Here is a 17393-nt window from a genome sequence, read left to right as displayed (position 1 = left end):
CCGGACGTGATCTCTGCCCGGATGTGATCCCCGCCCGCTCAGCCCTCACCCGTGCGACCGGCTCCCCGGCGGCGCCCGCAGACGCCGCCGGGGAGCGGGTCAGTCGTTCAGCGACAGTGTGATGACGCGCTTGAGGACCTTGCCGGTGGGGCTGACGGGCAGCTCGTCGGTGAAGGAGATGCGCCGGGGGTACTTGTAGGCCGCCACCCGTTCCCTGGCGAAGTCGCGCAGTTCGTCGGGCTCGGCCGGGGCGCGCAGCGCCACCACGGCCGCGATCTCCTCGCCGAGCTCCGGGTGGGGGACCCCGACGACCACCGCCTGCCGTACGGCGGGGTGCTCGTACAGGACCTCCTCCACCTCGCGGGGGTACACCGTGTAGCCACCCCGGATGATCACGTCGCGGCGGCGGTCGACCAGGAAGAAGAACCCGTCGGCGTCGACCCTGCCGAGGTCGCCGGTGTGGAACCAGCCGTCGCGGATGACCTCCGCGGTCGCCGCCGGGTCGTTCCAGTAGCCCTTCATCACGTTGGGGCCGCGGACGACGATCTCGCCGACCTGGCCGCACGGCACCTCGCGGCCGTCCTCGCCGACCACCTTCATCTCGACGTCCTTGACGGGCCAGCCGATCGACCCGGGTCTGCGGCCGGGGCCGGTGCGGTTGGTCGCGGCGACGGGGGAGGTCTCGCTGAGGCCGTACCCCTCCACGATCGAGCAGCCGAACCGGGTCTCGTAGGCCCGCAGGACGTCCAGGGGCATGGCGGCCCCGCCGGAGACGCAGACCCGCAGAAGCGACATGTCGGAGGCCCCGGGATGGTCGAGCAGCGCGATGTACATGGTGGGCACGCCCTGGAAGACCGTGACGCCGTCGCGCCGGATCACCTCCAGCGCGCGGCCCGGCTCGAAGCGCGGCAGCAGCGTCAGGCGCGCGCCGGCGTGGACGCTCGCGTTGAGCGAGCACGTCTGCCCGAAGGAGTGGTAGAGCGGCAGCGCGCCGAGGAGGACGTCGTCCACCCCGAGCGCCTGCATGCGGGCGACCGTCGCGGCGTTGCCGCCGAGGTTGGCGTGGGTGAGCTCGATGCCCCTGGGCCGGCCGGTCGTCCCGGAGGTGTAGTGGATGACGGCGGTGTCGCCGGCCCCCCGAGGGGCGGTCCCGGGCTCGGCCGTCAGGCCGCGCAGCAGCCGGCGGAACTCCTCGGGGACCACGAAGAAGCAGTCGGCGCCGGTGCCGGCGACCCCGGCCTCCGCGGTCTCGGCGAGGGCGTGCCAGGCGATGAGCAGCCGTGCCCCGCAGTCACCGACGTACGCGGCGATCTCCCGTCTCCTCAGCAGCGGGTCGAGGGGGACGACCACGGCGCCGGCCCGCAGGACCCCGTAGTAGACGACGGCGAACTCCGGGACGTTCGGCAACATGATCGCCACCCGGTCGCCGGCGCGGATCCCGCGGCGCCGCAGCAGCGTCGCGACGCGCCCGCTCATGCGCTCCAGCGCGCCGTAGGTGATCTCCACCTCGTCGAGCGTGACGGCCGCCCTCCCGGTGAGCCGTCCGGCGGTGAGGAGGAGCCGGTCAGCGAGGTTCATCGGAACGACCGTACGTCCGGCCGGCACGGCGGTCATCGGCCGCGGTCACCGGTGTTCTCCGCTCGGGGTCGGTGTCCGGCGGCAGGGAGTCGTGGAGAGCGATCGCGACGAGCATGTCGACGAGATCGTTGACCCGGCGCAGGTTGCGCCCGGTACGCTCCCGGATCCGCCGCAGGCGGTACTGGGCGGTGTTGGGATGGATCTGCAGCCGCTCGGCGGCGGCGCGCAGGTTCAGGTCGGCGACGGCGAAGGCCCGGATCGTGGCGGTGAGCACGCCGCCGCGCGCCCGGTCCTCGGCCAGGAGGGACGTCACCCGCGGGTCGATCAGGTGCCGGGCGGTGTCGTCGGCCTTCAGCGCCAGGTACTGGAAGGGGGTGATCCTGGGCAGCGCCGCCACCCCTCCCTCCTCGGGCAGGAACTCCAGCGCGGCACGGGCCTCCTGGTAGGCCTGCGGGATCTGGGCGGTCTCGGCGATCACGGTGCTGACCCCCATCGCCAGCACGATCTGCTCGCTGAGCAGGTTCTCCCGTATCGCCTGGAGCCGGTCGCACAGTTCGCCGGGGCCGGTCCCCGGGCCGAGCACGGGGACGGCCACGATCTCCGAGTGCCGTACGACCGAGAGCGTCCTCGTGCCGTTCCCCCAGGTGCGGGCGATCGCCGCGCAGGCCGCGTGGCGCGCGTCCGCGCCCTGGTCCGGGCCGGTCGGCACGGCGTGGCCGCGCGGCCCGGGAACGCGCGGCAGCAGGACCGCGATCACGACGAGCAGCGGCGCCGAGCTGTCCGGCCCGAGGCCGTGGGCCTGGGCCGCGGCGAGCTGCCGGCCGCGGGTGGGCGCGCTCCCGGTCAGGAAGGTCTCCAGCAGGTCCCTGCTCTCGCGCACCGCCTCGGCGGCGGCGTACTGCTGGAACTCCATGTACGCGTTGGCCGCGTGCGTGCTGGCGAAGTCGCAGTAGCGCATCAGCGGGGCCGCCAGCGAGAGCGCGGCGTCGTGCCCGGCGAAGGAGGAGCCGGCGCGTTCGAGAACCGACTCCCAGAAGACCTGCTGGCCGACGCGGAAGGCGTTGATGTAGTCGGCCAGGGCGACCCCGGCCCGGGCCCGTCGCATCGCCGCCCGGCGGGTGAAGGCGATGTCGTCGAGCGTCACCGTACGGTCCTCGAACAGGACGGCCAGCTTGCTGCGGTAGTGCCGCATCACCTGGTCGCGCACGTCCGCGTGGAAGGCCTCGTCCTGGGCCGCGTACGCGGGGATCTCGGCCCGCATGGTCCTGACGGCGGTGCCGGCCAGCTCGTCCAGATCGTCGAGGATCTCGGAGAGAATGCGCGCGCGCTCCGCGCGGACCGCTCCCGGCGCAGTGGATGTTCCCGTTCTGAAACCACCGGACATGTCGGGATGGTCCCCGCTGGTCGCCGGGAGGTCAACGACTCGTGACCGGTCCGAGACGGACGCTGTGCGCGGTGGACAACACCCTCCGGCACATCTTGGGTGCCCGCGCCCAATGCGGTCCTCGACGGGCGGAACCTACGCTGGCCACAGCCTCAGAACATTGTTCTTCCGATGGTGTGCCCGCGTTCGCGTGCTCACGCCCGCGTGCTTCACCCGCCGCTTCCAGGAGGCCGGATGCTGGAGGTACACGACCTCACCGTTCGCTTCGGGGGGATCACCGCGCTGGACGGCGTGGGCTTCTCCGTGGAGCGCGGTGAGATGGTGGGGCTCATCGGGCCGAACGGCGCCGGCAAGACCACGCTGTTCAACTGCCTGACCCGGCGCTACGGCGCCGACGCGGGGACCGTGCGGTACGAGGGCGAAGACCTGCTGGCCGTACCGCCGCACGCGATCGCGTCGGCGGGCATCGCGCGGACCTTCCAGAACCTCGGCCTGTTCCCGCACCTGTCGGTACGTGACAACGTCCTGGTCGGCGCGCACCACCGCGGCGGGGCCGGGTTCCTGACCGCGTCGTTGTGGCTGCCCCGGGTGCGCCGCGAGGAGGCCGGGCTCCGCGCCGAGGCGGACCGGATCCTGAAGCGGCTGGCGCTGACCCACGTCGCCGACCACCCGGCGACCGGGCTGCCGTTCGGCACGCTCAAGCGGGTGGAACTGGCCCGGGCCCTGGCCGGGCGGCCCCGGCTGCTGCTGCTCGACGAACCCGTCAACGGGCTCAGCTCCGGGGAGGTCGCGGAGTTCTCCGGCACCCTCCGGGCGATCCGCGAGGAGTTCGACGTGACGGTGGTCGTGGTCGAGCACCACATGGGCTTCGTCATGGGGATCTGCGACCGGGTCGTGTGCCTCGACTTCGGCCGCAAGATAGCCGAGGGGGTTCCCGCAGAGGTCCAGCGCGATCCCGCGGTCATCGAGGCGTACCTGGGGACGGCCCGATGAGCACCGACTCCTTTCTGACGATCTCGGACCTGAGCGCCGGCTACGGGGACGCCCGCGTGCTGCACGGGGTGAACCTCTCGGTGGGCAGGGGGGAGATCTGCGCGATCCTCGGGCCCAACGGGGCGGGCAAGACCACCCTGCTGCGGGCGCTGTCCGGCGCGGTCTGGACGCGCGGGAGCGTCCGGCTCGACGGCGCCGGCCTGGCCCGGCGCTCACCGGACGCGATCGCCCGGCGCGGGGTCGCGCACGTGCCGGAGGGGCGCGGCACGTTCATGCCGCTGACCGTCGAGGAGAACCTGCGCCTGGGAGCCTTCACCCGGCGGGGACGCGGCGAGGTGGAGGCCGACCTCGACCGGATCCACGGCTACTTCCCGGTGCTGAAGACACGGCTGCGGCAGGTCGCGGGCAGCCTCAGCGGCGGCGAGCAGCAGATGCTGGCCATCGGCCGGGCGCTCATGTCGCGACCGCGGCTCCTCCTGCTGGACGAACCGTCCCTCGGGCTCGCCCCGCTGGTCACCCGGGAGCTGTTCCGCATCGTGCGGACGATAAACGAACAGGAGCGCACCACCGTGGTCGTCGTCGAGCAGAACGCCCATCTCGCCCTCGACATCGCCCAGCAGGCCCACGTGCTGGAGAGCGGAAGGATCGTCCTTTCGGGATCGGCGGACGAGATCCGGGCGGACGAGCAGGTCGCCCAGTCGTATCTCGGATACCGGGTCTAGCCATGGCCGGTTTCCTGCAGCAGCTCGTCGAGGGGCTCGGCGCGGGCGCCGTCTACGCCAGCCTGGCCCTGGCCCTGGTGCTGATCTACCAGTTCACCGGCATCGTCAACTTCGCCCAGGGGGAGATGGCGATGTTCTCCACCTACATCGCCTGGCAGTTCACGGTCGCGGGCCTGCCGTTCTGGCTGGCCCTGGTGCTCACGCTGGCGGTGTCCTTCGCGGGCGGCATGCTGATCGAGCGGATCGTCATCCGCCCGGTGGAGGGCGCCCCCGAGCTGACCGTGGTGATCGTCACCGTGGGGTTGTTCATCTTCGTCAACGCCGCGGCCGGATGGATCTGGACCTTCCTCATCAAGGACTTCCCCAACCCGTTCCCCGGCGGCGCGGTCGAGGCCGGCGGGCTCAGCGTGGGCTACTCGACGCTGGGCGTCCTGGCCGTGGTCGCCGTGGTGATGGGCCTGCTGTACCTGCTGTTCCAGCACACGAAGGTCGGCCTGGGGATGCGCGCCGTGGCGGCCAACCCCGACTCGGCCCGGCTCGTCGGCATCCGGGTGGGCTGGATGCTCGCCCTCGGCTGGGGACTGGCCGCCACCGTCGGCGCGGTGTCGGGGATCCTGGTGGCTCCGCTGCTCTTCCTGGAACCCAACATGATGGGCGGCGTCCTCATCTACGCCTTCGCCGCGGCGACCCTCGGCGGGTTCGACAGCCCGGCGGGAGCGGTGGCGGGAGGGCTCACCGTCGGAGTCGCCGAGACGCTCGCCGGCGCGTACGTCGGTTTCATCGGATCCGACCTCAAGGTGGGCGTGCCGCTGGCCATCATCCTGTTCGTCCTGCTGCTGCGGCCGCAGGGCCTGTTCGGCCGAGCGGTGGTGGAGCGGGTATGAGCGAGCCGACCAGCAGGCGCGGGGTGTCCGCGGACACGGGCTGCGAGCCGCCGGGCGAGGGGATCGTATGAGAGGGCCGGCGGAAGTGACGGACGGACCCGCGCGGACGGACGCGCCCGCCCGGGGCAGGGCCCTGGCGCGCAGCATCACCCCCGTCCGGCGGCGGTGGATCGCGGTGGCGGTGCTGCTCGCGGTGGCCTGCTCTCTGCCGTTCCAGCTCGTGCCCTTCCGCGTCTTCCAGTTCACCATGGTGATGGTCTACGCGGTGGCGCTGCTCGGCCTGAACCTCCTCGTCGGCCACGCGGGTCAGATCTCCCTGGGCCACGGCGCCTTCTTCGCCGTCGGCGCCTACGCGGCCGCGATCATGCTCGACCGGTGGGACCTGCCGTACCCGCTGACCCTGCCGATCGCCGCCGCGGTGGCGTTCGTGCTCGGCCTGGCGCTCGGCCTGCCCGCCGTACGCCTGCGAGGGCTCTATCTCGCCCTCGTGACGCTGGCCATCGCGATCTTCCTGGTCCCGCTGCTCAAGCGGTTCGAGTCGGTGACCGGCGGTTCCATGGGGCTGACGCTCGCCAAGCCGGCGCCGCCGGCCTGGACGGGGCTGGCCGAGGACCAGTGGCTGTACTTCCTGACGCTGGCCGTGACCGTCCTCGCCTTCCTGCTGGCCCACGGCCTGCTGCGCTCGCGCGTCGGCCGGGCCCTGCACGCCGTCCGGGACAACGAGGCGGCGGCCGAGGTCATGGGCGTGCGGCTGCCGTTCTACAAGACGCTCGCCTTCGCCTGGAGCGCGATGTTCGCCGGGGCGGCGGGCTGCGTCTACACCTGGGTCATCGGGTTCGTCTCGCCGGACTCGTTCGTCGTCACGCTCTCGATCACCCTCCTGGCGGGCATCGTCGTCGGCGGCCTGGGCTCGTTCTCGGGGCCGCTGCTGGGCGGGCTCTTCGTGATGTTCGTCCCGAGCATCTCCCAGGACATCAACGACGCCGCGCCCGGTGTGATCTTCGGCTTGCTGATCATCGTGGTGATGTACGTCGCGCCGACCGGACTGGCCGGGCTGGCGGGGCGCGTGGCGCGCTCGACCGAGAACATCCTCCGGAAGGAGTAACGGAAATGCGGCTATCTCCCATCGGCTGCGCGGCGGTGACGACGACCCTGCTGCTGGCCACGGCGGCCTGCGGAGGGCGCGAGGAGGCGGGGACGGGCGCGACGACGGCCGCGGGCCAGTGCTCGGGCCAGCAGACCACCGGCATCACGGACACGAGCATCAAGCTCGGCGGCATCTACCCGCTGTCGGGACCCGCCTCCGCCTACGGCGACATCCCCAAGGGCATCAAGGCGTACTTCGACTACGTCAACGCCGAGAAGGGCGGCATCGGCGGGCGCAAGGTCGAGTTCGTGGTGCGCGACGACGGCTACCAGCCGCCCAAGGCCGTGGAGGAGGCGCGCAGGCTCGTCGAGCAGGAGCAGGTGTTCGCGCTCTTCCAGACGCTGGGCACACCGTCGACGACGGCGACCTGGGACTACGCCAACCAGCGCAAGGTGCCCCAGATCTTCGTCGCGACCGGCGCGTCGAAGTGGGGCACCGACACCGCCCACCCGTGGACCATCGGCTGGCAGCCGAACTACGTCTCCGAGGCCCGGGTCTACGCGCAGTACCTCAAGCAGGAGCGCCCCGACGCCAAGGTGGCGGTGCTGTACCAGAACGACGACTTCGGCAAGGACCTGTTCGAAGGGTTCAAGCGGGCCATCGACGGCAGCGGGATCACGGTGGCCGCCGAGCAGAGCTACGAGGTCTCCGACCCGAGCGTCGACCCCCAGATGCGCAACCTCGCCGAGTCGGGGGCCGACGTGTTCCTCAACGTCACGACGCCCAAGTTCGGCTCCCAGGCGCTGGCGGCCGACGCCAGGAACAGGACGTGGAACCCGCTGCACATCGTCAACAACGTCTCCTCGTCGATCACCGTCCTCAAGCCGGTCGGGTTCGAGAACGTGCAGGGCGTGGTGTCCGCCGCGTACTACAAGGATCCCAACGACCCGCAGTGGAAGAACGACCCGGAGATGATGCTCTACTTCGAGAAGATGAGGCAGTACGCTCCCGGGGCCAACCCGGCCGTGCCGTACTTCGCCTTCGGCTGGGCGGTGGCCGCCAGCTTCCACAAGGCGATGGAGGCCGTGAAGTGCCCGACGCGCGAGGGGCTGCGCGACGCCGTGCGCTCGCTCGACAACGTGCAGGTCGGCATGCTGCTGCCGGGGGTGACGATGACCACGGGAGCCGACGACGGCTTCCCCATCGAGTCGATGCAGCTGATGAGGTTCAAAGGCGAGCGGTGGGAGCTCTTCGGCGAGGTGATCGACACCCGCAAGGAGTTCGGCCCGCTGACGAACTGACCGGCTGACGAGCTGACGGGACGACCGGCCGGCGCGGTGTCATCGACCGGCGGCCGTGGTGTCAGCCGTGCGGCAGGAGCACGGCCCGGCCGGTGAGCCGTCCCTCGCGCAGCCTGCGGTAGACCTCCGGCGCCTGCTCCAGGGGGAACGTCTCGACCTGGGGCGTGATGCGGCGCTGCTGCGCCAGCGCGATGACCTCCATCAGCTCGGGACGCGATCCCCAGTACAGCACGCTGACGGAGCACTCGAAGGGCAACCGGCCCACACCCACCGGGAGCTCGTCGCCCGCCATGCCGACGATGGCCACCTCGCCGAGGGAGGAGGCGCAGGCGGCCGCCAGGGCGAGGGTCTGCTGCCCGCCCACGAAGTCCAGCACGAGTTCCGCGCCCCGGCCCCCGGTCAGGTCGCGGACCTGGAGCGCGGTGTCCTGGCCGCCGGTGAGCACGTGGTCGGCGCCGAGCCGCTTGGCCAGGTCCCGCTTGCCGGCCGCGGTGTCGACCGCGATCACGGTGGCCGGGCTGAGCGCCTTGAGCAGTTCCACCGCCATGTGCCCGAGACCGCCGACCCCGATCACCAGCGCCGCGCTCCCCGGCACCAGCCGGTGCAGGGAACGCTTGATCGCGTGGTAGGAGGTGAGACCGGCGTCGGTGAGCGGGGCGGCCGTACGCGGGTCGAGATCGCCCAGCGGGACGAGGAACCGGGACGAGGGAACGAGCATGTACTCCGCCATCCCGCCGTCCAGGCCCAGCCCGCCCCCGGAGGACTTGATCGCGGACGTCTGCTCGCAGTAGTTCTCCATGCCCTGGACGCAGCGGTGGCAGCGTCCGCAGCCCCAGGCCCCGTACACGGCCACCGCCTCGCCCTCGCCCCAGCCCCGCACGCCGGGTCCGGTCCGCTCGATCCATCCGGTGACCTCGTGCCCGAGAGTGAAGGGCAGCTCGTACTGGAGCAGCCCCTCCGGCCACTCCATGATGTGCAGGTCGGAGTGGCAGACCCCGGCTCCCGCCACCTTGACCAGCGCCTGGCCGGGCCCCGGCTCGGGTACCGGGATGTCGAGGATCTCCGGCTCGCCCTGCCATGCGGTCATTCGTACGGCACGCATCGTCGTCCCTTCTCTCGCCTCCCGGCCGGGTGTCTCCGCCTCGCGCCCCGCGCGGGCCGGTGGATCATCCGGCGGCTCTCCCACCCTGAGCGGCGCGGCGCGTTCCCGCAAGACGAACCCCTGACGATCGTTCGGCGGTTTCCTTGTGTGCCGGGCTTCCCGGCGCGGAGTCCCGGGACCGCGCGCTATGCGGCACCGCGGCCCCGCCGGGCACCGTGACGCTCACCGGACCGGGGACCGATCCCCGCGGTCCCGAGGTCGAGGCCCTGATGGGCTACTACCGCATCGCCGCGGGGGAGCACCCGGACTGGGAGGAGCGCCGGTCGGTGATGGCGTCCGACCGCAGGGTTCTCATGGCGATGAAGGTCGATCACGTGTACGGTGCCGGCCTTCGCTGATTCCGCCCATCCCGCCGGTACGGCCGTGCCGTCAGTGCGCCCCCGACGCCGCGTGGGCCGCCCTGAGGCGTTCCGCGTCGTCGCGTTCCGGTCCGGCTCCCGGGACGCCTCCCGAGACCTGGTCGGCCCATTCGAGCAGGCGGTGCAGGTGGGGGTCGGTGGGCGCCGTGACGACGCGGGGGCTGCCGACGACGACTTCTCCGCCGGTCCCGTCGACGGTGACGAGCGTGCCCTCCGGGAAGACCCGCCCGCCCGCCCGCACGGAGGCGGCGGCGTCGTCGACGGTGAGGTCCGCGGCCCCCACGACGGCGGGTTTCCCCATCGCCCGCGCGACGACGGCGGCGTGGCTGGCCGGCCCGCCGCGGGCGGTGACGACTCCCGCGGCGGCGGCCAGGCCGTGCATGTCGAGCGGTGACGTCTGCGGGCGCACCAGGATGACCGGGCCGTCGGCCGCCATCCGGACCGCCCGGTCGGCGGTGGTGGCCAGCCTGCCGGCCGCGACCCCCGGGCAGGCGCCCAGTCCCCGGGTGAGGACGTCGAGCGTGCCCGCGGTCTCGATCCGGGGCGTCCGGGCGTACCGGAGATGCCGTGGCGAGACCCGGAGCAGTGCCTCGCGGCGGCTGATGACGCCCTCGTCGGCGAGGTCGACCGCGACGCGGACGGCCGCGCGCCCGGCGAGGCCGCCGGGCCGTACCTGCAGGAGCCAGAGCTCGCCCGCCTCGAAGGTGAACTCCACCTGGCAGGCGTCGCGACAGTGGCCCTCGATCCGCTCCAAGGCGTCCAGGAGACGGGCCCACACCGCCGGTTCCCGTCCGGCCAGCTCGCCCAGCGGCAGGGTCGCCGACCTGCCGGAGACCACGTCCTCGCCCTGGCGGCCGAACAGGACGTCACCGTAAGGGACGCTCTCGCCGGTGTTGGGGTCGCGGCTGAAGGCGACGCCGGTGCCGCTGCGGCCGTCGCGGTTGCCGAACACCATGGCCTGCACGGTGACGGCCGTGCCGAGGTCGTGCGGGATGCCGTGCAGCGTGCGGTAGGTCCTGGCGCGCGGTGTGTCCCATGACGAGAACACGGCTCCGACGGCCAGTTCCAGCTGCCGCGCCGCGTCGTCCGGGACCGGCCCGCCGGTTCGCTCGCGGATGAGGGCCTCGACGCCTGCGATCGTCTCGGCGAGGCGTGCCTCATCGTCGCCCGGGCCGTGGCCGGCCACCGCGCGCGCGGCGGCGTCGAGGCTTTCCGGGGGCACGCCGGCGACCGCGGAGGCGAAACCGGACAGGAACCGCAGGCGCGAGTCGAGTGCGAACCGAACGTCACCCGTCTCCGCCGCCAGCCCCGCCGTGGCCTCGGAGGTGAGACCGACGTTGAGGACGGTGTTCATCATGCCGGGCATCGACACGCTGCCGCCCGAGCGGACGGACACCGCCAGCGGCCGTTCGGGCGCGCCCAGACGCCTCCGGGTGGCGGCCTCCAGGCCGGAGACGGCGGTCGCCAGCTCGGCGCCGAGGCCGTCGGGGAACCGCCCGTCACGCAGGAAGGCGAGGCAGGCCCCGGTCCCGATGACGAACCCCGGGGGCACGGGCAGCCCGAGACGTCGCAGGACGACGAGGCCGTGCCCCTTGCCGCCGAGGACGTCCGGCGGCTCCTCGGTCTCCGGCGAGAGCGGGTGGATCCAGATCATCGGCGCGTCCGTTCAGTTCCGCGGGATTCCCAGGGTGGCCAGCAGGTCCTCGTGGAGCTGGAACCACACGGTGTGGTAGGACTCGAAGTCGTCCGTCACGTACTCCACCGCCCCGGCCTCGGCCCGGGCGAGCGCGGTGGCGAGGCGGATCCGGTACCGCTGGAACCGCAGCAGCGCCGCGGACAGGCCCGCGCAGACGGCGTCGGCACGCCGGTGGAGGTCCGCGAGCCGTTCCAGGACCCGGGAGTCGTAGACGGGATCGGTGTGGTCGTTGGCGGTCATGACGCCGCCGGCGGATCGCAGCTGCCATGCCGTACAGATGTCGAGCAGCTCCGGGTTGAGCACCAGGAAGTCGTCGTACGCCCTGGTCACCGCGGTCCGGGCGCCGGCCGTGTCGAGCTCGTCGCGGATCCGCTCGGCGTCCGCGGCACGGCCGGCCTCGCTCAGCCCCCACCCGCCGAAGTCACCGAAGCCGCCGGAGTCGCGTGTGACGAGGCCGGCCACCGCGAGATCGATCAGCTCGGACTCCGTGTCGGATTCGGAGAGTCCCGTCGCCTCGGCCAGGCGGGAGAGGGCGGCGAACCCGATGCAGCGCAGGGCATGGAGCACCAGCAGGTCGTCGCTCGTCGAATGAGGTGATCTCAGCATGTCGGTGGGCCTTCCTGGAGGCCGTGGGGTTCGGCCCGATAGTCCTGGTAGTCCTGGTAGTCCTGGCGTCGGGGACACGCCGGGCGACGTGACTCAGCCACCGGATCCAGACGTGGCTCAGCCACCGGATCCACCGGACGGCGCAGTGGCCGGGCCGTCCGCGACCGCGGCGGCGTGGGCGGCGCCGCGCCCGTGGGCCCGGGCGGAGATCTCGCCCGCCCGGACGCGTACCGCCGCCTCGGTGCCGTCATCCGGGTCCGGGACGCCGACGGCCGACGCCACGGCGCCGTCGTCGAGGACGAGGCGCAGGTCCGGCCAGGCGTCCGGGGAGAACACCCGCCGCAGGCACCCGGCGAGGTCGCCGATCCTCAGCCGCAGAAGGCGCCCGACCTCGGCCGGATCGCCCGTCACCACGGCCACGGTGATCTGGTCACCCGGGCGGGCGGCCCGGACGGCCTCCTCGGCCGCCTCCAGCCGGCCGCTCCCGAGGACCGCGATCACTCCGTCGGCCCCGAACCCGGCCGGGCGACCGGTGATCTGGTCCGGCAGCGCCGCGGGCGGCTCCCAGGCGTCCCGGACGAGACGCGCGGGGGCGACGTAGGGCAGGTGCGGCGGGTCCCACCTGTCGGCGAGGTCGAGGTCGGCCAGGTGCCGGCAGGCGTGTGCCACGTCGAAGGGATCGCCGAACCCCGGTGCGGTGCCCGCCAGATGGCCCGCACCGGCCAGCATCGTGAGCGTCAGCTCGGCCAGCCGTACCAGCCGGACCCGTTCCGTGCGGTACGGCGGATACGACTCCAGCGCCAGAGCCAGCAGCAGCGCTTCCAGCCGGGCGACCTGCGCCAGCGCGGTACGGCCCGGCTCGTCGTCGAACAATCCGGCCAGCGAGCGTGACTGCAGCTTCCCGCCGGCGGGTGTGTCGCCGGACAGCGGCAGCCGTTCCAGCCAGACGCGGGCGAACGCGCCCAGCGCCTCGGCCGGGCCGGGTGACGGCGGCGCCCCGGCCGCCTCGGCGCGCTCGAGCGAGTCGATCAGGACCGCCAGGTAGAGCGCGCGCTTGCTCGGGAAGTTCGAGTACACCGCGCCCCGGGTCAGTCCGGCCCGCTCGGCGATCCGGTCGACCTTGGCGTCGGCGTATCCGCGCTCGGTGAACTCCCGTCTCGCCGCCGCCAGCACCGCCGTTCGGGTGCGCTCCTGCTGCTGTGCCCGGGTCAGCCTGACCACCGTCACCCTCCCTCCGCCGCCCATGGAAAAACTCCAGCGCTCAGATGTTATCAACATCTGGATGTTCCCAACATGTGGAATCGGAGGCCGTGTGATCGGGGCCAGTCGGCCGGGCCCGGGTCGGCTCGCCCTCGGCCCACCTGACCGCCCGTCCGCCGGGGGGAGGGGACGGGGGCGCCGCAGGAGCGGGTAGCTTGCAGGAAGCCCGATCCGTCAGGAGGAACATGCCATCCGCCCGGCCCCGCGTCCTGTTCGTCACCGACCTGGCCTACCAGGCCCGCGGGCGCCGCTACTGCGACGAGGACATCTTCCTGACCTCCCGGCTCCGGGAGGACTTCGACCTCGCCCTGTGCCACCCGGCGGACGCGGCCGGGCTGATGGGCGCCTTCGAGATGGTCGTGGTGCGCAACAGCGGCCCGGTCCTGCACTACCGGGCCGGATACGACGACTTCCGCGCCCGCGCGCTCAGGGACGGCGTACGCGTCTACAACCAGCTGACCGGCAGGGGCGACATGGCCGGCAAGCGGTATCTCCTCGACCTGAGCGCCGCCGGGTACCCGGTGATCCCGACGATCGGCCGCCGCGAGGACCTCGGCCGCCTGCCGGAGGCGGACGAGTACGCCGTCAAGCCCCTGTTCGGCGCCGACTCCATCGGGCTGACCTTCGTCCCCCGGGACCGGCTGGAGGACGTGGCCTTCGACGGCGTGCTCGTCCAGCCGCGCGTCGGCTTCCGCTACGAGGTCTCGTTCTACTTCGTCGACCACGCCTTCCAGTACGCCCTGTACGCGCCCCGGCCCGACCGGCGCTGGGCCCTGGAACGGTACGACCCGGCCCCGGCCGATCTGGACTTCGCGCGGCGTTTCGTCGACTGGAACACCATCGAGTACGGCATCCAGCGCGTCGACGCCTGCCGTACCCACGACGGGGAACTGCTCCTGGTCGAGCTGGAGGACCTCAACCCCTACCTCTCCCTGGACCTGCTGTCCCCCGGGACACGCGAGGCCTTCGTCACGACCATGAAGGACTCCCTGCGCCGCCTGCTCGCGGAATGAGCGTCCGGGCCGGAACAGCCGTCGGCGGTGTTCGATAGCGTCGAGTCCATGCGACTTCATGTGGGATGCGCGATGTGGACGCACAAGCCGTGGCAGGGGCGTTTCCTGCCCCATCCGCTCCCTCCCGGGGAGCGTCTGCGCTCCTACGCGACCTGGTGCAACGCGGTGGAGGGCAACACGACGTTCTACGCGACACCGGCGCGGGACAGCGTGGAGTCGTGGGCCCGGCAGACCGGCCCGGACTTCCGCTTCGTGGTCAAGCTGCCCAGGTCGATCACGCACGAGCGCCGCCTCACCGGCGCCGACGAGGAGTTGCGGTCGTTCCTGGAGGCGATCGAGCCGCTCGGCCCGCGGGCCCACGCCCTCTGGGTGCAGCTGCCGGGCTCGTTCGCCCCGTCCGACCTGGGCACGCTGGCGGGTTTCCTCCGCGGACTCCCCGGCTCTCACCGGTACGCCGTCGAGGTCCGCCACCGCGCGTTCTTCGACGAGCCGCGATCGGCGCGGCTCCTGGAGCAGGTCCTCGCCGGGGTCGGCGCCGAGTGGATCCCGTTCGACACCGTCGCCCTCTTCCAGAGCCCTCCGGCCAGCGACGCCGAACGCGAGGCGTGGACGAAGAAGCCGCGGCTCCCTCGCCGGTCGCACGCCCTGACCGACCGCCCGATCATCCGCTACATCGGCCGGGACGACCCGGCGCGGACGGCCGAGGGCTGGCGGCACTGGGTCGGCGCGGTCACCGAGTGGCTGCGCGAGGGCCGCTCGCCGACGGTGTTCATCCACACTCCCGACAACGCCGAGGCGCTCATGCTCGCCCGCCGTTTCCACGACGAGGTACGGGCCCGGCTGCCCGAGCTCGAACCGCTGCCCGAGCCCGAGCCGGCTGAGCCGCCGACCCTCTTCTGATCCCGGCCGGGCCTGATCCGGGGACCGGGGGTGTAGCCATGTCCCCGTGCCGGTGAGATCATCGCTACCTGTCAGTAACATTGGCGGGTAAGGAGCTAGGGGATGCCTTACGGTGCGGGGAGGCCGCGTCGTCAAGACGCTCAGCGGAATCGACTGGCGATCATCCAGGCCGCGGTGGGCATGATGTCCGACCCGCGGTCCCTGGGTGTGATGCCGGAGATCGCCCGCCGGGCGGGAGTCGGCCAGGCCACGCTGTACCGTCACTTCCCGGACCGCAACGCGCTCGCCGACGCGGTCATCGCGTACGAGATCTCCCGGCTGGAGGCCTGCGCCGGCGACCCGGACCGGCCGGTGGCCTTCCGGGATCTGCTCCGGGAGGTGCTGCACGCGCAGATCACGATGCGCTCGCTGGTGACGCTCACGCACCGCCTGGACACCGGGGCGCGGGAACGGCACAAGCGCCGGATCGTCGCGGCGCTGGCCGGGCCCCTGCAGCGCGCCCAGGAGCGTCGCGAGGTGCGTGGCGACTTCCACCCGCACGACCTGGAGCTGCTGTTCGGCATGGTGGAGGGCGTATTGCACGGCGGTGAGGACCTCGCCGCGGCGCAGGCCGCAGCCCGCCGGTCGATCGAGCTGATGCTGGACGGGCTGTCCCGCTGCGGCCCGTCCGCACCCGGCGCCTACGTCAGCGGGATGTCCAGGTAGGACCCGCCGCCGATGGTTATCGAGCCGTTCGGCGCGTTCTCGTCGTAGTACAGGGGGTCGACGGTGTCGACGACGAGGGTCAGGGAGTGACCGGCCGGCAGGTCGTAGGCGGTCGCCGAGAGGTCGAGGTCGACGCCGCGGTCGCCGCCGCCGTCCAGCCAGCTGACAGGGGCGTGGGTGATCAGCTTGGCGTTGCCGAGCCGGTCGAGGTCGTAGAGGTAGGCCACGACGGTGCCCTGCGCCGGGGCGCCGGTCAGCTCCAGGTGGAGCTTCGGAACGCCGCGGATCCGCTGCATGGTGGACGGCCGCTCCGACGCCCACACCCCGGCGCGGCCGCGGTCCACGGCGGGCAGCCAGATCTTCGGCCGCTCCCCGGTGAACGCGGCGACGCCGTTGGTGATGAGCACCTGGCCGCCGTTGGCCCTGGTGTCGCGGTCGGTCGGGAGGGTCTTGCTCCAGCCGGAGCCGGGGTCTCCGCCGAGCAGGCCGGTGCCGTCCAACCGGCGGATGTGGCCCAGGCCGTACCGGCGGGTCGTGGGGGCGAGCGCCGTCCAGTCCGCGTACCCCTCCATGGCGCTGTTGTGTGGCTTGACCTGGACCGGCGGCTCACCGGCGATGCCGGTGTCGACGCCGGCCAGATGCTGGTCGAACCAGCGGTGCACGCTGGTCCAGACGTCGTTCTCCAGCCCCAGCACACCGGTGAACTCGGCGATCGCGTGGTCGCCCGGCCGCAGCTCCAGGCGCTTGGGGGTCGTCAGCCGCCCGTAGAAGTCCAGGAGCTGGTTGGGCGGGAAGAACGAGTCGCCCCAGGCGTTCGCGATCAGCACCGCGGGCCGGTTGGCGTTGATGGCGTCGAGGTACGTCGCCGGGGAGCGGACGCCCGCCCACGCGGCGACCTCGGCGACGTCGCGGTTGGCGGCGAAGTCCTCCAGCTTGTCGGTCAGCTCCGGACCGGCCCTGCCGAGGAGGTCGGCGGCGAGCTTGAGCAGCCCGGCCGACTGCCGGTGCCGGGTGGAGTCGCCGTAGAGAGAGTAGGTCAGGTCGGTCCAGCCGCTCAGCATGGCGACGGCCCGGATGCGCGGGTCGAACGCCGCGCCGAGCGCGCTGAGGCCGGCGCCGTACGAGATCCCGGCCGCGCCGATGCGGGCGGGGTCTGCGGCGGTGCTGGCGATCGTCCAGTCGATGACCTTGGACAGGTCGGCCATGTCCTGGGGACCGGCGGTGTCGATCTCGCCTCCGGAGGACCACCATCCCCGCGGCGTGTACGAGACGACGACGTAGCCGCGCCCGGCCAGGGCCTTCGCCTGGGCCAGGTACTCCAGATCGTTCAGTCCCCAGCTGGAGGGGAGGATGACGGCCGGATACCGGCCGGCGGCGGACGGGGCGATGACGTTGGCCTTGAGGGTCACGCCGGCGCCGGGAACGTCGACGAACCGGAACCCGGTGGTGGCCACGGGCGCGCCCCCGGTCCGGACCACGGCGGAAGCCGCGGCGGCCGGGGTGACCGCAGCCGTGCCGGTCAGGGTGACGGCGGTCACGGCCGACAGCAGACAGATGGGCAGGGTCGAGCGACGTCGCGCCATGCGCACTCCTCAAGCAAGCTGGGCGGGGGGTGAGGCGCGGCGGCACGCGTGACGACGGCTTGTTCACACTCTGTCTTGAGCGTGGCGTCTTGAGCGTGGCGTCTTGAGCGTGGCGCGGGGTTTTCGGCGTGGCACGGGCCGCAGCGCTTCGGTGGCCGCA

15 protein-coding genes and 1 pseudogene are annotated in these 17393 nt (G+C 72.6%); 9 read left to right on the top strand and 7 right to left on the bottom strand.

Features of this window, described 5'->3' with window-relative positions:
• Positions 1-99: 99 nt before the first annotated feature.
• Together IEZ08_RS16310 and IEZ08_RS16305 are read right to left on the bottom strand one after the other, a co-directional pair.
• On the bottom strand, positions 100-1578 hold the full coding sequence (locus IEZ08_RS16310) for a long-chain-fatty-acid--CoA ligase (protein ID WP_068928733.1): 1479 nt from the start codon (positions 1576-1578) through the stop codon (positions 100-102).
• Positions 1565-2962, bottom strand: a complete 1398-nt coding sequence (locus tag IEZ08_RS16305; RefSeq protein ID WP_068923259.1) for a PucR family transcriptional regulator — start codon at positions 2960-2962, stop codon at positions 1565-1567. The genes IEZ08_RS16310 and IEZ08_RS16305 overlap by 14 nt, the downstream gene beginning before the upstream one ends.
• A gap of 234 nt (positions 2963-3196) precedes the next feature.
• Here IEZ08_RS16305 and IEZ08_RS16300 point away from each other — a divergent pair, with 234 nt between their 5' ends.
• From IEZ08_RS16300 to IEZ08_RS16280, 5 genes are all read left to right on the top strand, one after another.
• On the top strand, positions 3197-3955 hold the full coding sequence (locus IEZ08_RS16300; RefSeq protein ID WP_068923260.1) for an ABC transporter ATP-binding protein: 759 nt from the start codon (positions 3197-3199) through the stop codon (positions 3953-3955).
• Entirely contained in the window at positions 3952-4677 is a 726-nt protein-coding gene (locus IEZ08_RS16295) for an ABC transporter ATP-binding protein (protein ID WP_068923261.1), read from the top strand. Before IEZ08_RS16300 ends, IEZ08_RS16295 begins: the two co-directional genes overlap by 4 nt.
• 2 nt (positions 4678-4679) lie before the next feature.
• Positions 4680-5561, top strand: a complete 882-nt coding sequence (locus tag IEZ08_RS16290; RefSeq protein ID WP_189242412.1) for a branched-chain amino acid ABC transporter permease — start codon at positions 4680-4682, stop codon at positions 5559-5561.
• 85 nt (positions 5562-5646) lie between these two features.
• Positions 5647-6666 carry a branched-chain amino acid ABC transporter permease gene (locus IEZ08_RS16285; RefSeq protein ID WP_229803159.1) on the top strand — a complete coding sequence of 340 codons (1020 nt, stop codon included), beginning with the start codon at positions 5647-5649 and terminating at the stop codon, positions 6664-6666.
• A gap of 5 nt (positions 6667-6671) precedes the next feature.
• Positions 6672-7949, top strand: a complete 1278-nt coding sequence (locus IEZ08_RS16280; RefSeq protein WP_068923264.1) for an ABC transporter substrate-binding protein — start codon at positions 6672-6674, stop codon at positions 7947-7949.
• 61 nt (positions 7950-8010) lie between these two features.
• Here the strand turns inward: IEZ08_RS16280 and IEZ08_RS16275 are convergent, their stop codons facing one another.
• Positions 8011-9051 carry an NAD(P)-dependent alcohol dehydrogenase gene (locus tag IEZ08_RS16275; RefSeq protein WP_068923265.1) on the bottom strand — a complete coding sequence of 347 codons (1041 nt, stop codon included), beginning with the start codon at positions 9049-9051 and terminating at the stop codon, positions 8011-8013.
• 197 nt (positions 9052-9248) lie between these two features.
• Between IEZ08_RS16275 and IEZ08_RS16270 the strand changes: the two are divergent.
• Positions 9249-9449: pseudogene (locus tag IEZ08_RS16270) on the top strand (pyridoxamine 5'-phosphate oxidase family protein); the annotation flags it as partial.
• 31 nt (positions 9450-9480) lie between these two features.
• On the opposite strand, the gene IEZ08_RS16265 reads toward IEZ08_RS16270, so the two are convergent.
• The 3 genes from IEZ08_RS16265 to IEZ08_RS16255 all read right to left on the bottom strand — a co-directional run bounded on the left by IEZ08_RS16265 (position 9481) and on the right by IEZ08_RS16255 (position 12993).
• Positions 9481-11124 (bottom strand): pyruvate, phosphate dikinase, encoded by a 1644-nt coding sequence (locus IEZ08_RS16265; protein ID WP_068923266.1) that lies wholly within the window; start codon positions 11122-11124, stop codon positions 9481-9483.
• A 12-nt stretch (positions 11125-11136) separates the two neighbouring features.
• Positions 11137-11772: a transcriptional regulator gene (locus IEZ08_RS16260; protein WP_068923267.1), complete on the bottom strand. Its 636-nt coding sequence runs from the start codon at positions 11770-11772 to the stop codon at positions 11137-11139.
• 117 nt (positions 11773-11889) lie between these two features.
• Complete coding sequence (locus IEZ08_RS16255; protein WP_068928734.1) at positions 11890-12993, bottom strand: TetR/AcrR family transcriptional regulator; 1104 nt, start codon at positions 12991-12993, stop codon at positions 11890-11892.
• Positions 12994-13217: 224 nt separating this feature from the next.
• On the opposite strand from IEZ08_RS16255, the gene IEZ08_RS16250 reads away from it, so the two are divergent.
• From IEZ08_RS16250 to IEZ08_RS16240, 3 genes are all read left to right on the top strand, one after another.
• The gene (locus tag IEZ08_RS16250) at positions 13218-14045 is read left to right on the top strand and encodes an ATP-grasp domain-containing protein (protein WP_068923268.1); all 828 of its coding nucleotides are present in this window, start codon (positions 13218-13220) and stop codon (positions 14043-14045) included.
• 48 nt (positions 14046-14093) lie between these two features.
• Positions 14094-14945 carry a DUF72 domain-containing protein gene (locus IEZ08_RS16245; protein ID WP_189242410.1) on the top strand — a complete coding sequence of 284 codons (852 nt, stop codon included), beginning with the start codon at positions 14094-14096 and terminating at the stop codon, positions 14943-14945.
• A 180-nt stretch (positions 14946-15125) separates the two neighbouring features.
• A complete protein-coding gene (locus IEZ08_RS16240; RefSeq protein WP_244894210.1) occupies positions 15126-15650 on the top strand; it encodes a TetR/AcrR family transcriptional regulator in 525 nt (174 codons plus the stop codon).
• Here IEZ08_RS16240 and IEZ08_RS16235 read toward each other — a convergent pair.
• Positions 15626-17233 (bottom strand): CocE/NonD family hydrolase, encoded by a 1608-nt coding sequence (locus IEZ08_RS16235; RefSeq protein ID WP_189242409.1) that lies wholly within the window; start codon positions 17231-17233, stop codon positions 15626-15628. The two genes, IEZ08_RS16240 and IEZ08_RS16235, sit on opposite strands and share 25 nt — an antisense overlap.
• Positions 17234-17393 lie beyond the last annotated feature (160 nt).

Origin of the sequence: Planobispora rosea (assembly GCF_014648175.1) — a bacterium.
Classification (GTDB): Bacteria; Actinomycetota; Actinomycetes; order Streptosporangiales; family Streptosporangiaceae; genus Planobispora; species Planobispora rosea.
Note: the sequence above shows the minus strand (reverse complement) of the source record. Positions and strands in the feature narration are given on the sequence as shown.

Excerpts from the sequence above, each read along its gene's own strand:
- IEZ08_RS16260 (WP_068923267.1), bottom strand. The coding sequence starts at position 11,772 with ATGCTGAGATCACCTCATTCGACGAGCGACGACCTGCTGGTGCTCCAT.
- IEZ08_RS16305 (WP_068923259.1), bottom strand. The coding sequence starts at position 2,962 with ATGTCCGGTGGTTTCAGAACGGGAACATCCACTGCGCCGGGAGCGGTC.
- IEZ08_RS16295 (WP_068923261.1), top strand. The coding sequence starts at position 3,952 with ATGAGCACCGACTCCTTTCTGACGATCTCGGACCTGAGCGCCGGCTAC.
- IEZ08_RS16265 (WP_068923266.1), bottom strand. The coding sequence starts at position 11,124 with ATGATCTGGATCCACCCGCTCTCGCCGGAGACCGAGGAGCCGCCGGAC.
- IEZ08_RS16290 (WP_189242412.1), top strand. The coding sequence starts at position 4,680 with ATGGCCGGTTTCCTGCAGCAGCTCGTCGAGGGGCTCGGCGCGGGCGCC.
- IEZ08_RS16275 (WP_068923265.1), bottom strand. The coding sequence starts at position 9,051 with ATGCGTGCCGTACGAATGACCGCATGGCAGGGCGAGCCGGAGATCCTC.
- IEZ08_RS16245 (WP_189242410.1), top strand. The coding sequence starts at position 14,094 with ATGCGACTTCATGTGGGATGCGCGATGTGGACGCACAAGCCGTGGCAG.
- IEZ08_RS16250 (WP_068923268.1), top strand. The coding sequence starts at position 13,218 with ATGCCATCCGCCCGGCCCCGCGTCCTGTTCGTCACCGACCTGGCCTAC.
- IEZ08_RS16300 (WP_068923260.1), top strand. The coding sequence starts at position 3,197 with ATGCTGGAGGTACACGACCTCACCGTTCGCTTCGGGGGGATCACCGCG.
- IEZ08_RS16235 (WP_189242409.1), bottom strand. The coding sequence starts at position 17,233 with ATGGCGCGACGTCGCTCGACCCTGCCCATCTGTCTGCTGTCGGCCGTG.
- IEZ08_RS16310 (WP_068928733.1), bottom strand. The coding sequence starts at position 1,578 with ATGAACCTCGCTGACCGGCTCCTCCTCACCGCCGGACGGCTCACCGGG.
- IEZ08_RS16240 (WP_244894210.1), top strand. The coding sequence starts at position 15,126 with ATGATGTCCGACCCGCGGTCCCTGGGTGTGATGCCGGAGATCGCCCGC.
- IEZ08_RS16280 (WP_068923264.1), top strand. The coding sequence starts at position 6,672 with ATGCGGCTATCTCCCATCGGCTGCGCGGCGGTGACGACGACCCTGCTG.